The organism is Pseudomonas sp. WHRI 8519 (genome assembly GCF_040224055.2).
In the GTDB taxonomy this organism is placed as follows: Bacteria; Pseudomonadota; Gammaproteobacteria; order Pseudomonadales; family Pseudomonadaceae; genus Aquipseudomonas; species Aquipseudomonas putida_X.
The window spans coordinates 5,095,216-5,108,313 of record NZ_CP167996.1 but is presented as its reverse complement, the minus strand read 5'-3'; the positions used below and the strand labels follow the sequence as shown (position 1 = coordinate 5,108,313).

General features: G+C 59.7%; 16 protein-coding genes and 1 tRNA gene. 6 read left to right on the top strand and 11 right to left on the bottom strand.

All coding sequences use genetic code 11. The annotated features are described in order from the left end of the window. Positions 1 to 69: 69 nt before the first annotated feature. From ABRP30_RS23365 to ABRP30_RS23320, 10 genes are all read right to left on the bottom strand, one after another. Positions 70 to 363: a hypothetical protein gene (locus tag ABRP30_RS23365; protein WP_191087286.1), complete on the bottom strand. Its 294-nt coding sequence runs from the start codon at positions 361 to 363 to the stop codon at positions 70 to 72. Continuing rightward, positions 363 to 1,634 carry an AAA family ATPase gene (locus tag ABRP30_RS23360; protein WP_349974822.1) on the bottom strand — a complete coding sequence of 424 codons (1,272 nt, stop codon included), beginning with the start codon at positions 1,632 to 1,634 and terminating at the stop codon, positions 363 to 365. The genes ABRP30_RS23365 and ABRP30_RS23360 overlap by 1 nt, the downstream gene beginning before the upstream one ends. Continuing rightward, on the bottom strand, positions 1,631 to 2,038 hold the full coding sequence (locus ABRP30_RS23355; RefSeq protein WP_254483303.1) for a virulence-associated protein E: 408 nt from the start codon (positions 2,036 to 2,038) through the stop codon (positions 1,631 to 1,633). The genes ABRP30_RS23360 and ABRP30_RS23355 overlap by 4 nt, the downstream gene beginning before the upstream one ends. Positions 2,039 to 2,040: 2 nt before the next feature. Continuing rightward, entirely contained in the window at positions 2,041 to 2,337 is a 297-nt protein-coding gene (locus ABRP30_RS23350) for a hypothetical protein (RefSeq protein WP_191087289.1), read from the bottom strand. Then, the gene (locus ABRP30_RS23345) at positions 2,334 to 2,603 is read right to left on the bottom strand and encodes a hypothetical protein (RefSeq protein WP_191087290.1); all 270 of its coding nucleotides are present in this window, start codon (positions 2,601 to 2,603) and stop codon (positions 2,334 to 2,336) included. Before ABRP30_RS23345 ends, ABRP30_RS23350 begins: the two co-directional genes overlap by 4 nt. Continuing rightward, positions 2,600 to 2,758, bottom strand: coding sequence for a hypothetical protein (locus tag ABRP30_RS23340; protein WP_191087291.1), 159 nt, complete (start codon positions 2,756 to 2,758; stop codon positions 2,600 to 2,602). The genes ABRP30_RS23345 and ABRP30_RS23340 overlap by 4 nt, the downstream gene beginning before the upstream one ends. Before the next feature lie 386 nt (positions 2,759 to 3,144). Next, entirely contained in the window at positions 3,145 to 3,369 is a 225-nt protein-coding gene (locus ABRP30_RS23335) for an AlpA family transcriptional regulator (RefSeq protein ID WP_191087292.1), read from the bottom strand. Between the two features lie 131 nt (positions 3,370 to 3,500). Beyond that, positions 3,501 to 4,475, bottom strand: a complete 975-nt coding sequence (locus ABRP30_RS23330) for a DUF6387 family protein (protein ID WP_349974821.1) — start codon at positions 4,473 to 4,475, stop codon at positions 3,501 to 3,503. Between the two features lie 21 nt (positions 4,476 to 4,496). Next, on the bottom strand, positions 4,497 to 5,705 hold the full coding sequence (locus ABRP30_RS23325; RefSeq protein ID WP_135198700.1) for an integrase arm-type DNA-binding domain-containing protein: 1,209 nt from the start codon (positions 5,703 to 5,705) through the stop codon (positions 4,497 to 4,499). Positions 5,706 to 5,912: 207 nt separating this feature from the next. Then, a tRNA-Leu gene (locus ABRP30_RS23320) sits at positions 5,913 to 5,997 on the bottom strand. A 108-nt stretch (positions 5,998 to 6,105) separates the two neighbouring features. Between ABRP30_RS23320 and queA the strand changes: the two genes are divergently transcribed. The 6 genes from queA (at position 6,106) to ABRP30_RS23290 (ending at position 12,176) form a co-directional block, all read left to right on the top strand. Beyond that, a complete protein-coding gene (queA, locus tag ABRP30_RS23315; RefSeq protein ID WP_241804174.1) occupies positions 6,106 to 7,155 on the top strand; it encodes a tRNA preQ1(34) S-adenosylmethionine ribosyltransferase-isomerase QueA in 1,050 nt (349 codons plus the stop codon). Positions 7,156 to 7,169: 14 nt separating this feature from the next. Beyond that, on the top strand, positions 7,170 to 8,285 hold the full coding sequence (gene tgt / locus ABRP30_RS23310) for a tRNA guanosine(34) transglycosylase Tgt (protein WP_241804434.1): 1,116 nt from the start codon (positions 7,170 to 7,172) through the stop codon (positions 8,283 to 8,285). 44 nt (positions 8,286 to 8,329) lie between these two features. After that, positions 8,330 to 8,665, top strand: a complete 336-nt coding sequence (gene yajC / locus ABRP30_RS23305) for a preprotein translocase subunit YajC (RefSeq protein WP_008092587.1) — start codon at positions 8,330 to 8,332, stop codon at positions 8,663 to 8,665. A gap of 62 nt (positions 8,666 to 8,727) precedes the next feature. Then, positions 8,728 to 10,590 carry a protein translocase subunit SecD gene (gene secD, locus ABRP30_RS23300; RefSeq protein WP_349974820.1) on the top strand — a complete coding sequence of 621 codons (1,863 nt, stop codon included), beginning with the start codon at positions 8,728 to 8,730 and terminating at the stop codon, positions 10,588 to 10,590. 10 nt (positions 10,591 to 10,600) lie between these two features. Continuing rightward, positions 10,601 to 11,509, top strand: a complete 909-nt coding sequence (secF, locus tag ABRP30_RS23295) for a protein translocase subunit SecF (RefSeq protein ID WP_267818603.1) — start codon at positions 10,601 to 10,603, stop codon at positions 11,507 to 11,509. A 121-nt stretch (positions 11,510 to 11,630) separates the two neighbouring features. Beyond that, positions 11,631 to 12,176 carry a glycine zipper 2TM domain-containing protein gene (locus ABRP30_RS23290; protein WP_267818600.1) on the top strand — a complete coding sequence of 182 codons (546 nt, stop codon included), beginning with the start codon at positions 11,631 to 11,633 and terminating at the stop codon, positions 12,174 to 12,176. A gap of 57 nt (positions 12,177 to 12,233) precedes the next feature. Here the strand turns inward: ABRP30_RS23290 and suhB are convergent, their stop codons facing one another. After that, positions 12,234 to 13,052 (bottom strand): inositol monophosphatase family protein, encoded by an 819-nt coding sequence (gene suhB, locus ABRP30_RS23285; protein ID WP_241804178.1) that lies wholly within the window; start codon positions 13,050 to 13,052, stop codon positions 12,234 to 12,236. Positions 13,053 to 13,098: the final 46 nt, after the last annotated feature.

Here is a 13,098-nt window from a genome sequence, read left to right as displayed (position 1 = left end):
AAAGCGGGAATTCCCGCCCACCTCGTCGAGCGCTCGCCGATTGCTCGTCTAGGTGTTCACTGAGCCTCGTCACAGTCCCACCTCCGCACCTGGCCAGCGCACACGAACGTCGGCCAGCGCTTCGTCGCGGGTGATCGGCTCACTGATCATGGTGAACGGTCGGCACCCAGGCACCAGCACCGTCCAGTTGCAGCGGCGTTCCAGACCGTCATTCGCGGCCAGTTCCGCCAGCAGCGCCAGCCGGTTAGCTTTGACGTACTTACGCACATCGTCGGTCAGCTTTGAGGCGGGGGAGATGCGCACCCGCATACCTTGCTTCTTTGCGGAAAATCCACGTTCCAGCAGGTAGTCGAGCGCGGCCATCACAGGTCCTCCGCGTCATCATCTAGCAATGGAAACGACGCGCCACCAGGCAGCGGATCTTCGTGCTGATCCTCCCACTCGTGCCCATTTTCGTTACTCGTGCCCACGCCAGAGGATGGGCACGAGTGGGATTCTGAGGGCACGAGTGGTTGAAAGGGCGCGAATGAGCCACCCGCTTGGGGTAACGACCAGAACGACTTCACATCCTTTTTGTTACCCGTTCTGGCGGTGATAACAGACAGCTTTTCCCTGGCCCGGCGAATCTGCTTTTCGGTGTAGCCATTGCGCCTCATCAGGGCTTTTGCTTCATTACTTTCGAGGGGGTTGTCCTTTAAGATCCGATATAGGCAATCGCTGGGATCATCTAGGTCTTGTGCCTCCTCATCACTGGATGCCTCCGCTTCTCCCAAGATCTCCCGGGCGCTACCTTCGATGGCTGCGCCCCACACCACGCGAGTGGCTTCGATCCCATCTCCGATGGCGCATGGCTCGATGGTGTAGGAGACACCTCCCTCGTCAGCGCCGATGTTCGACTTCGCTCGCGCCAGCACGCGTTGGTCGGAGTCTTCCTGCTTGGCAGCTACTAGTACCGTGCGGGCCAGCGCCGAGAACGCTTGCGAGCCAATAACCCGATCAGCAGGCGACGAGCCAGCGCCACCCTTGGCAAAGTGGGAAATTCCCACCACGGCGCAAAGGTTCTGCTCGGCGAAGTCCACTACGCCTTGCAGCGCACGACGCACGTCATTGGCCTTGTGCATGTCGCCCTTCACTGCGCTGACGATGGGGTCGAGCATCAGAAGCGAAACACCGCCAATCTCGCTGGCCGTCTCACGCAAACGGACAATGTCGTTGGCTGGGTCGAATGGATCGGCGTCGCCTCTGGCATTGGTGAGCCCCTGGATGATGTAGACGCGGCTCATGTCAGCGCCAGCAGCGGTCAAGCGGGGGATCAGCGTATCGGCTGGATCATCCTCACTCGACCAGATGAGTGCATTACCTGGCTCGCTACAGCGGGTGCCATCGGGCCAGCGTCCACCAGTGGTGATGGTGGCGATCAGACCGATCAGCAGCGTGGTCTTCCCGGTACCGCCAGCGCCGGCGAGGATGTGCAGCTTTCCTTTGGCCAGCCAGCCGGGCCACAGCCAGCGGATGGGAACGGCCTTGATTGTCGACGCCTTAACCGCATTGACGCGCCATAGGGGCGTTACGTTTTCACGATTGATGGGGCTAAGAGGCTCGGTCCATTCTTGTGCAAAGCGATCTGTAGTCATTTGACCCCCAGGCGCAGCTTGGCGAGGTTGAAGCGCGCCAGGTCGTCTCCCTCCAACTTCCCTTGTCGCTGGAGAGGGTGGCCGAGTCGATAAACCATGCGCTCATGTTCAATTGCCGCCTTACTTGGGCCGCGCCGCGGTTGGTTATCGCCGGGAAACAAGTCTCGCAAATCCAGACCAATTGCCGAGACAATCTCTTTTGTTGTGCAGCCCGCCCAGCATTTGAGCAAAACGACACCGTCCGAAGTTTCGCTAATTGCCAAACTGGGGTGCTTGTCATTGTGTGCGGGGCAGCAGGCTTTCCACTTGTCGGCGCCAGCAGACTTAACTTTTTCTAATCGGTTAAGCACTTTATCCAGGCAAGCCGATCCCATCGGCGCATGTGCACCGTTTTGGATGTTCATGGTTATGCTCCGGGTTTGACTTCGGACAAATGGAGAGTTGCTGCAGCGCTTGTGTCAGACAAGTTAGCAACGAGACTGCCTAAGCTTTCGAGAAGCCAGCCTATATCAGTTACTGCCCCAGGGTTTAGGCCGGTGTCGTCGTTCGATGCTGTACAAGCCAGCAGGTGGCCAATGCCGGATATCCCGTGCGCGAGTACGGAAACACAGGTTTCAGTTGCCTGCTCTGTCGCTTGCAGCTGACCGGGAGTCATGTTCTTCAGCGCTTCGTGGCGTGGCAGGAGATCGTTCCAGTAGCTCATTGCACACCCCCAACGTCGGTCGCGCTGTAGCTATAGCCGATGTACCGGTGCCGCCAGCAAAAGTTCTGCGAGCCGAGTTTGACGTTGTCGAGCTGCGCGTAAAGGTCTTTCGAGATCGGATGCTGCTGACCAAGAGCCGGGATAATCATCGCCGTAAGGATACATTCGAGCTTTTTGAACGCCTCCCTGGCCTGGTTTTGGTGGTGGCATTCGAAATCGGCGAGAACGGCCGGCTCCAGCATTGTTTGCTTCGGACCACGGATCATTGCGCACCTCCTTGGGCTTCCAGTGCGCGGGCTTGATCCATGTGGTGGTTGTAGCGCTTCAAGCGGACGGACAGGGACGAGTTTGCGCGAAGGGCGCTGAGGGCCATGTTGCGGTGAGCAAGAGCACGGATTTTGGACGGAATGAGGGTGTTCATCGGTTCAGCTCCTAACGTTGAGGAACTGCCACGGATCGTCGCCAAACGATTTAGGGTGGCAGCTGTGCGCAGGTTGGCGAACCGGGACGTTAGGCACCCGGCAGACCCGAAGGTCTCCCGCGCACAGCCGCCATAAACAGGATGTGCGGGCACAAAAAAAGCGCCTGCAATCATCAAGGGGGCGCTTGTGCGCCTAACAGTAATCGGGTCGCCAAACCCGGTCGCTGAATTTGCAGCGACAGATGGACGATACAGCGAGCGCCGAATCGGTGCAAGTCCTACTCGTGCCCATTTTTTCCACTCGTGCCCATCCCTGTGCGTGGGCACGAGTGAGAAATTTGGGCACGAGTAAGGAGAAAGGGAATCAGTGGAGGCCGGGTAGGACATCATGCCACCTCGCCACGGCTGGCTGCGATCTGCTCATCACACCAGGCGTAAATCTCTGCCTCGATCCACACGACGCACTTCGGGCCGAGCGTGACTTGTTTAGGGAAAGCGCCAGCGGCGATACGGCGGTAAATCTCGGTGCAGGACAGGCCGGTGATCGACTCAACGTCCAGGCGCTTGATGAAGCGGCGAGCGGGCGGGGTGGTGTTGGTAAGAGTAGCCATCGTCTGCGCCTCCTTGGGCATGGTTGGATGGCTATGGATTTAATAGGTAATCAAACTAGTTTTCGATCCAAATACTGACCATCAAAATGTTCCGGAATTTATTGGAAGTGAATTTATTCCGGATCTTTTGATTAGCCAAAATCTTCCGCAGCAAAAGGTTTCAAACCGTCGATCAACGAATTTAGGTCCGAAGCCAGTGGTTTCACGGTTTTCCGCAGACGGTCTTCGCCGAACGTATCAGCGGAGATTGCATTTGCCATCACCCGGTCCGGGATGTGGTTGTCAGTCTCCAAAGACCAAAAGTAAAGGTCTAGGTAAGGCAACAAACCGTAATCACCCCACCAGTCAAATGCTGGTTTTTTTGGGGTGCCTGCACCTTCCGGGGAATTGGTTCTTTCTCTTTTCAGCCATTCTTTGAATGATTTAAGAATAGCAGCGTCCGGTGCGTTAAGATCGACGGTGATTGCGGGGTTATGCCACTTCTCGTTAATTTTCCTATCGAGTTTTATCTCGATATGTGGTGTGCGTGAGAAAAGATCGTAATTGTCTTCCCTGGAAAGCAGCTCCGTCAGTGTGAGGCCTTGGCCTTCCTCATCTGAATCTAAGTCAATCTCCGCTTCTGGATATGCAGATAGTTCCCCATTTTCAAGGTAGTCCCATAGGGTTAGGGTTGAACTATCCGCATCTCCGTCTTCAACGGAAAATTGATCAGATGTTTTTTGGCGCAGCATGTCGTAAAGCGTGAGCGGCTTTATGGACCGTTGATCGGCAAGGCCGTCATTGGAAATAGCAAAGCGTGCTGCATCCCAATAGAAGTTACCAGGCAGGTAGCAATCGATGGGGGTATCGCGAACTTGATTGAGGACGTCCACCATGTCGAGAATGTACATAGCTTCCGTAGAACCGGATTTTCGAAGCTCTTGAAGCTTTGGTATGGCCGACAAATAATCAAGCTTGAGCATGGGCAGCATTGGGAGCATTGGGAGCATGGTTGCTCGTAACTGAATGTGAAACAACCAATCTTTTGCCGAAAACTCAGATACCGCCTTGTAGTTGTTCAGATCGAACCAGGTCGGTAAATCTTTTACGGTGTCAATCTTAGCCATGTCTGATACCTCGTCCAAAGTTTAGGCTGATCGGCCTATGCTGATAACGTTGGCTCCCGCGCACAGTGCGTCGATCACGTCGGCCCATGCCTGCATCATCGCGCGGCGTTGATCCAGGTAGTGTGCATGGTTGTACGTGTCGCGGATCGAGTCTTGATCGCCATGGGCCAGCTGCCGCTCGATCCAGTCGCGGTTGTAGCCTCGGGTATTCAGGCTTGTGCTCAATAGATGACGGAAACCGTGGCCAGTCTGGCGCCCGTCGTATCCCATGGTGGAAAGCGCCTTGTTCACTGTGTTCTCGCTCATTGGCCTAGACCGATCATTGCGGCCAGGGAAGGCGAGGGGATAGGAGCCGGTCAGCTCATGCAGGGCACGCAGCAGAACCACGGCCTGACGTGGGAGCGGGACGATGTGAGGGCGCCGTGCCTTCATCCGTGCTGCAGGGATCGTCCAGGTAGCTGACTCCAGGTCGAACTCGTCCCAGGGTGCCAGCCGCAGCTCACCGGGTCGCACTGCTGTCAGCAGTAGCAGGCGAATGGCGATCTTGCTGGTGATATCGCACTGGGCCGCGTCCAGTTTCTCCAGCAGCTCGGGCAGTTCGCCTTCTGATACGTGCGGATGGTGGCGAGTGCGCGGGGCGTGCGCGGCTACCACGTCCAGATCGGTGGCGGGGTTGCCGGGTACCACGCCCTTGGCTAAGCCGAAACGAAATATCTGGCTCAGCCACTGGCGAACCTTACGGGCGACGTTAAATGCCTCGCGCCGCTCGATCTTTCGCACCAGGTCGACCAGCTCAGGGCGTTGCACCTCAGCAGCGGGCCGTTTGCCAATCACCGGGAATATGTCCGACTCCAGATACTGCAGCGCTTTCGATGCGGTGGCTGGCGCCCATCGTGGCTGGTTGTAGTCGTACCATTCCCGCGCCAGAACTTCGAACGTCAGCACCAGGGCAGCAGCAGCGGCCTTTTCCTGCTGTTTATGTGCGCTTGGGTCTATGTCCTGGGCCAGCAATTTTCGCGCGGCATCCCGGCGCTCGCGTGCCTGGGCAAGTGTCACTGCGGGATAGGCGCCCAGGCCCAGCATCTTGGCCTTGCCCTCGAATCGGTAGCGAAGGCGCCATAGCTTCCCGCCAGCGGTCGTCACCTCAAGGCAAAGGCCTTGGGCGTCAGCGAGGCGATAGAGCTTGTCGCGGGGTTTGGCGGTGCGGATGGCGGTATCTGTGAGCGCCACGGCTATTCCCTTGCAGTGCCGAACCGCGCTGGATTGCGGTCGGTGTGTGAGTAGGATTCTGGACCGAACTCGTCCTACTCACAAATCTACTCACATACTTGCGGGCTTTCAAGGGAATCACTGGGAACGATGGGCACAAAAAAACCGGCCAAGTGGCCGGTTTCTCTGGTGTTCCGGGTCTGGTAGGGACCGCTTGGAACTATGTGATGGTGCCCCGAGGGAGACTCGAACTCCCACTCCTTTCGAAAACGGATTTTGAATCCGCCGCGTCTACCAATTCCGCCATCAGGGCGTGTGGCGCGCAGTATAGAGAGCTACCTCTGGTCGGTCAATCGGCTTTCATGGTCAATTTTCACACATTGGGCTAAACTTCCCGGCCCTGCCGAACCCGAACATCATCATGCGCGTCGCCGATTTTTCCTTCGAACTCCCCGATTCCCTGATCGCCCGCCACCCGCTGGCCGAGCGCCATGGCAGCCGACTGCTGGTCCTCGATGGGCCGAGCGGGGCGCTGGCGCACAAACAATTCACCGATCTGCTCGACTACCTGCGCCCCGGCGACCTGATGGTGTTCAACAACACCCGGGTCATCCCGGCGCGGCTGTTTGGCCAGAAAGCCTCCGGCGGCAAGCTGGAAATGCTGGTCGAGCGGGTACTGGACAGCCACCGCGTGCTCGCCCATGTGCGCGCCAGCAAGGCCCCCAAAGAAGGGGCGGTGATCCTCATCGACGGCGGTGGCGAGGCCGAGATGGTTGCCCGCCACGACACGCTGTTCGAGCTGCGCTTCACCGAAGAGGTGCTGCCGTTGCTCGAACGTGTCGGGCACATGCCGCTGCCGCCTTACATCGACCGCCCGGACGAGGGCGCCGACCGTGAGCGCTACCAGACCGTGTACGCCGAACGCGCTGGTGCCGTAGCCGCACCGACCGCGGGCCTGCACTTCGACGAAGCGCTGCTGGACAAGATCGCCGCCATGGGCGTGGAACGTGCCTTCGTCACCCTGCATGTCGGCGCGGGCACTTTCCAGCCGGTGCGGGTCGACAAGATCGAAGACCACCACATGCATAAAGAGTGGCTCGAAGTGAGCCAGGATGTGGTCGATGCCATCGAGGCCTGCCGGGCCCGGGGTGGCCGTGTGGTTGCGGTCGGCACCACCAGCGTGCGCTCGCTGGAAAGCGCTGCGCGCGATGGCGTGCTCAAGGCCTTCAGCGGCGATACCGATATTTTCATCTACCCGGGCCGGCCGTTCCATGTGGTCGATGCTCTGGTCACCAACTTCCACCTGCCGGAGTCCACGCTGCTGATGCTGGTCTCGGCATTCGCCGGTTACCCCGAGACCATGGCTGCCTACACGGCGGCGGTCGAGCAGGGGTACCGCTTCTTCAGTTACGGTGATGCCATGTTCATCACCCGCAATCCGGCGCCACGCGGCCCAGAGGATCAAGCATGAGTCGCACCTGTCGAATGTCCTTCGAACTGCTGGCCACCGACGGCAAGGCCCGTCGTGGCCGCCTGACGTTCCCCCGTGGCACGGTCGAGACCCCGGCGTTCATGCCGGTGGGCACCTATGGCACGGTCAAGGGCATGCTGCCACGTGACATCGAGGCCATTGGTGCCGAGATCATCCTCGGCAACACCTTCCACCTGTGGCTGCGCCCGGGCACCGAGGTGATCAAGAAGCACAACGGCCTGCACGATTTCATGCAGTGGAAAGGCCCGATCCTGACCGATTCGGGTGGTTTCCAGGTGTTCAGCCTGGGCGCCATGCGCAAGATCAAGGAGGAGGGCGTGACCTTCGCCTCCCCAGTGGACGGCTCCAAGGTGTTCATGGGCCCTGAAGAGTCCATGCAGGTGCAGCGCGACCTGGGTTCGGACATCGTGATGATCTTCGACGAGTGCACACCGTACCCTGCAGAGCACGACGTGGCGCGCACCTCCATGGAGCTGTCGCTGCGTTGGGCGCAACGCTCGAAGAACGCCCACGGGGACAACACCGCGGCGCTGTTCGGCATCGTTCAGGGCGGCATGTACCAGGACTTGCGCATGCGGTCGCTGGAAGCGCTGGTCAATATCGACTTCGACGGCCTGGCCATCGGTGGTCTGTCGGTGGGCGAGCCCAAGCACGAAATGATCAAGGTGCTGGATTACCTGCCGGATCAGATGCCTGCTGACAAACCTCGTTACCTTATGGGGGTAGGCAAACCTGAAGATCTCGTTGAGGGTGTGCGCCGCGGCGTCGACATGTTCGACTGCGTGATGCCGACGCGTAATGCGCGCAACGGCCATCTGTTCGTCGATACAGGGGTGATCAAGATCCGCAACGCGTTCCATCGCCACGATGATTCGCCGCTGGATCCGACCTGTGATTGCTACACCTGCACAAACTTCTCCCGCGCCTATCTCCATCATCTGGACAAGTGCGGCGAAATGTTGAGCAGCATGCTGAATACCATCCACAACTTGCGCCATTACCAGCGCTTGATGGCCGGTTTACGCGAGGCTATTCAACAGGGTAAATTGGCCGCCTTCGTCGACGCCTTCTATGCCAAGCGCGGGCTACCTGTGCCGCCTTTGGACTGATTGTTCGCACCATCTAATTAAAACTTACGCAACTGGAGTGCCCAATGAGCTTCTTGATCCCCGCCGCCTATGCGGACGCTGCTGCACCCGCCGCTGGCCCAGCCGGCACCGGCTTCGAGTGGATTTTCCTGGTCGGTTTCCTGGTCATCTTCTACCTGATGATCTGGCGCCCGCAGGCCAAGCGTGCCAAAGAGCAGAAGAACCTGCTGAGCAACTTGCAAAAAGGTGATGAAGTTGTCACCAACGGCGGCATCGCTGGCAAGATCGTCAAGGTTTCCGATGATTTCGTGGTGCTGGAAGTGTCCGACACGGTCGAGCTGAAGTTCCAGAAGGGCGCCATTGCCGCGACCCTGCCAAAAGGTACGCTCAAGGCTATCTGAGTTACCGGTTTTTTTTCCAGTCGGGGCGCGCAACGCGCCCCGCGTCTTGAACGGGCGGCGTGATGCTGAACAAATACCCTCTGTGGAAATACGCACTGATCGTGATGGTACTGGCGATCGGTTTTATTTATTCCGCTCCCAACCTCTACCCGGATGACCCGGCGGTGCAGATCAGCGGTGCCAGCTCGGCGCTGCAGGTTAACCAGGCCGACCTCGACCGCGTCAGCAAGGCGCTGACCGAAGCCGGTATCACCGTCAAAGGTGCGAGCCTGGGTGAGAAGGGCAGTGCGCTGGTGCGCCTGAGCAACCAGGAAGACCAGTTGCCAGCCAAGGATGTAGTGCGCAAGGCACTGGGCGATGATTATGTCGTGGCCCTGAACCTGGCCCAAACCACTCCGCAATGGCTGCGTAACCTGGGTGCAAGCCCGATGAAGCTGGGCCTGGACCTGTCCGGTGGTGTGCACTTCCTGCTGGAAGTGGACATGGACAAGGCCATGAGCGCCCGCCTGAAAGTCTACGAAGGCGAGGTCAAGACCTTGCTGCGCAAAGAGCGCGTCCGCTACCGCAGCCTGCCTCAGCAGGATGGCGGGATCATGCTGGGCTTCGCCGACGATGCCACCCGCGAACAGGCACGTGCCCTGATCCGCAAGAATTTCAGTGATTTCGACCTGACCACCAGCGAACGTAATGAAACCGCTGTGCTGCGTCTGGCGCTGACTCAGGCGAAAGTCGCCGAGATCCGCGAGTACTCGATCAAGCAGAACCTCACCACCGTGCGCAACCGCGTCAACGAGCTGGGCGTCGCCGAGCCGCTGGTTCAGCGCCAGGGCGCCAACCGCATCGTGGTCGAACTGCCAGGTGTGCAGGACACTGCCGAAGCCAAACGTATCCTCGGCAAGACGGCCAACCTGGAGTTCCGCTTCGGTGCCGAGCCGGGTGCGTCCAGGGCCACTACCGAGGTCTTCGAGTTCCGTGAGGGCGGCCGTTCCGCCCAGGTCGAGCGTGGCCTGATCATCACCGGTGACCAGGTTACCGACGCCCAGGCGAGCTTCGACGAGCATGGCCGGCCGCAGGTGAACATTCGCCTGGACGGCCATGGTGGCGAGCTGATGAGCCGCGCGACCCGCAGCAATGTCGGGCGCAGCATGGCGGTGATCTTCATCGAGCAGAAGCCGATTACCCGCTACGTCAAGCAGACTGTCAACGGCGTCGAGAAGGACGTGCCGGTACAGAGCTTCGTGGAAGAGAAGAAGATCATCAGCCTGGCGACCATCCAGTCGCCGCTGGGCAGCCAGTTCCGCATCACCGGCCTGAACGGGCAGGGCGAATCGTCCGAACTGGCTCTGCTGCTGCGTGCTGGTGGCCTGGCCGCGCCGATGTACTTCGCTGAAGAACGTACCATCGGCCCGAGCCTGGGTGCCGACAACATCACCAAAGGTATCAATGCGTCGCTGTGGGGCATGCTGTTCGTCTCGCTGTTCATCATCGCCATCTACCGCGCGTTCGGCGTGCTGGCGACCATCGCCCTGGCGGGCAACATGGTCTTGCTGCTGGCGTTGATGTCGCTGTTGGGGGCTACCCTGACCTTGCCAGGCATCGCCGGTATCGTGCTGACCATGGGTATGGCCGTCGACGCCAACGTACTGATCTTCTCGCGTATCCGTGAAGAGCTCGCTGCCGGCATGTCGGTGCAGCGCGCGATTCATGAAGGCTTCAACCGGGCGTATTCGGCGATCGTCGATGCCAACCTGACCACCTTGCTGGTCGGCGGCATCCTCTTTGCCATGGGTACCGGCCCGGTCAAGGGCTTTGCGGTCACCATGTCCCTCGGGATTTTCACCTCGATGTTCACCGCCATCATGATGACCCGTGCGCTGGTCAACCTGACCTGTGGCGGGCGTGACATCAAGAAGCTGTGGGTTTGAGGGAGCGACGATGAAAACCATCAACTTCATGGGCGTGCGCAATGTTGCGTTCGCCGTAACCGTGCTCCTTACCGTGCTGGCACTGTTCAGCTGGTGGCAGAAGGGCCTGAACTTCGGCCTGGACTTCACCGGCGGTACGCTGATCGAGTTGACCTACGAGCGCCCGGCCGACCTCAAGGCAGTGCGTGCCGAGCTGGTCGAATCCGGTTTCCACGAGGCTGTGGTGCAGAGCTTCGGCGCTACCACTGACCTGCTGGTGCGTATGCCTGGCGATGACCCGATGCTGGGTAACAAGGTGGCCGAAGCCCTGCAGAAGGTTGGCGGTGACAACCCGGCGACGGTCAAGCGCGTCGAGTTCGTTGGCCCGCAAGTGGGTGAAGAGCTGCGCGACCAGGGTGGCCTCGGCATGCTCCTGGCGCTGGGCGGCATCCTCATCTACCTGGCTTTCCGCTTCCAGTGGAAGTTCGCCGTGGGCGCGATCATCTCGCTGATCCACGACGTGGTGGTGACCCTGGGTATCCTGTCGTTCTTCCAGATCACCTTCGACCTGACTGTATTGGCGGCGGTGCTGGCGATCATTGGTTACTCGCTCAACGACACCATCGTGGTGTTCGACCGGGTGCGTGAGAACTTCCGCGTGATGCGCAAGGCCTCGCTGATCGAGAACATCAATATCTCGACCACGCAAACCTTGCTGCGCACGGTGGCCACTTCCGTTTCGACCCTGCTGGCAATCGCTGCGCTGCTGTTCTTCGGCGGTGACAACCTGTTCGGCTTCTCCCTGGCCCTGTTCATCGGCGTCATGGCGGGTACCTACTCCTCGATCTACATCGCCAACGTGGTGCTGATCTGGCTGAACCTGAACAGCGAAGACCTCATTCCGCCGGCCAAGACCGACGGTGTGGATGACCGCCCTTAAGGCTTAGCCCTACGCCGTTCGGCGATCGAAAAGGCGCGAGTGTTGAACTCGCGCCTTTTTTTTTGCTCCAAGGCTGGGAGCAGGCGGGTTTACCCCGCGGGTATGAATCAGGAGGTTCAATGTGAACAAATCAATGCTGGTGGGTGCGGTACTGGGTGCTGTCGGTGTGACTGCCGGAGGTGCTGTGGCGACCTACAGCTTGGTGAACAAAGGCCCCGAATACGCCCAGGTCACCGACGTGCAGCCGATCAAGCAGCAGGTGAAAACCCCTCGCGAAGTGTGCAAGGACGTGGCCGTGACGCGTCAGGCGCCGGTCAAGGATCAGCATCAGATCGCCGGTACCGTGGTAGGCGCCCTGGCGGGCGGCTTGCTGGGCAATCAGATCGGTGGCGGCACCGGCAAGAAGATCGCCACCGTGGCCGGTGCTGTCGGTGGTGGCTATGCCGGTAACAAGGTGCAGGAGGGCATGCAGCAGCGTGACACCTATACCACCACGCAAACCCGTTGCAACACGGTCAATGATGTCAGTGAGAAGGTCGTTGGGTACACCGTGACCTATTCAATCGATGGCCAGGTGGGCAAGGTGAAGATGGATCGCGAGCCGGGCTCGACCATCCCGCTGGACAAGAATGGCAAGCTGATCCTGAGTGACGCCGGGCAGCAATGAGATTGCAGGCACAAAAAAAGCACCGCGAGGTGCTTTTTTTGTGCCTGCAATCTGCGCTTAGCGCTTCATGTGCTCTGGCAGGTGCGGCTGGATAGCGGTCAGCACGGCCTTGAAGCACTTGATGTTGCCGGCAACGATGTGGCCTTTGTCGAGGAAGTCGTGGCCACCGTTGAAGTCGCTCACCAGGCCGCCCGCTTCCTGGATCAGCAGCACGCCTGCTGCCATGTCCCACTCGGACAGGCCCGACTCCCAGAAGGCGTCGAAGCGGCCGGCCGCCACGTAGGCCAGGTCCAGGCTGGCGGAGCCGGCGCGGCGGATGCCGGCGGTCTGGCCAGTCAGGGCGCGGAACATGCCCAGGTAGTTGTCCATGTCAGCCATCTGGTTGTCACGGAACGGGAAGCCGGTGCCCAGCAGGGCGCCGTCCAGGCTGGTGCGCGAGCTGACGCGCAGGCGGCGGCCATTGAGCTGGGCGCCACGGCCACGGCTGGCGGTGAATTCTTCCTGGCGTACCGGGTCGACGATCACGGCGTGCTCGAGGCGGCCACGGTATTTGCAGGCGATGCTGACGGCGAAGTGCGGGATGCCACGCAGGAAGTTGGTGGTGCCGTCCAGTGGGTCGATGACCCAAAGGTAGTCTTTGCCTTCTTCACCGGAGCCCGCGTGCAGGCCGGTTTCCTCACCCTGGATGGAGTGGTTCGGATAAGCCTTGCGCAGGGCGTTGACGATGCTCTGCTCGGCGGCGCGATCAACCTCGGAAACGTAGTCCTTAGCCTCTTTCTCGTCCACCTTGATGCTATCCAGGCGTTCGATGGAGCGGAAAATCAGTTCACTGGCGCTGCGAGCGGCGCGCAGGGCGATATTCAGCATAGGCTGCATGGGCGGGTCACCTGGAGATGTTAAAGAAGAAAGCCGAACATTCTAG

Coding starts and splice junctions, on each gene's coding strand:
- tgt (WP_241804434.1), top strand. CDS start 7,170: ATGTCCTTCGAACTGCTGGCCACCGACGGCAAGGCCCGTCGTGGCCGC.
- ABRP30_RS23345 (WP_191087290.1), bottom strand. CDS start 2,603: ATGATCCGTGGTCCGAAGCAAACAATGCTGGAGCCGGCCGTTCTCGCC.
- ABRP30_RS23365 (WP_191087286.1), bottom strand. CDS start 363: ATGGCCGCGCTCGACTACCTGCTGGAACGTGGATTTTCCGCAAAGAAG.
- ABRP30_RS23360 (WP_349974822.1), bottom strand. CDS start 1,634: ATGACTACAGATCGCTTTGCACAAGAATGGACCGAGCCTCTTAGCCCC.
- yajC (WP_008092587.1), top strand. CDS start 8,330: ATGAGCTTCTTGATCCCCGCCGCCTATGCGGACGCTGCTGCACCCGCC.
- ABRP30_RS23335 (WP_191087292.1), bottom strand. CDS start 3,369: ATGGCTACTCTTACCAACACCACCCCGCCCGCTCGCCGCTTCATCAAG.
- secD (WP_349974820.1), top strand. CDS start 8,728: ATGCTGAACAAATACCCTCTGTGGAAATACGCACTGATCGTGATGGTA.
- suhB (WP_241804178.1), bottom strand. CDS start 13,052: ATGCAGCCTATGCTGAATATCGCCCTGCGCGCCGCTCGCAGCGCCAGT.
- ABRP30_RS23355 (WP_254483303.1), bottom strand. CDS start 2,038: ATGAACATCCAAAACGGTGCACATGCGCCGATGGGATCGGCTTGCCTG.
- ABRP30_RS23330 (WP_349974821.1), bottom strand. CDS start 4,475: ATGGCTAAGATTGACACCGTAAAAGATTTACCGACCTGGTTCGATCTG.
- ABRP30_RS23340 (WP_191087291.1), bottom strand. CDS start 2,758: ATGAACACCCTCATTCCGTCCAAAATCCGTGCTCTTGCTCACCGCAAC.
- queA (WP_241804174.1), top strand. CDS start 6,106: ATGCGCGTCGCCGATTTTTCCTTCGAACTCCCCGATTCCCTGATCGCC.
- ABRP30_RS23350 (WP_191087289.1), bottom strand. CDS start 2,337: ATGAGCTACTGGAACGATCTCCTGCCACGCCACGAAGCGCTGAAGAAC.
- secF (WP_267818603.1), top strand. CDS start 10,601: ATGAAAACCATCAACTTCATGGGCGTGCGCAATGTTGCGTTCGCCGTA.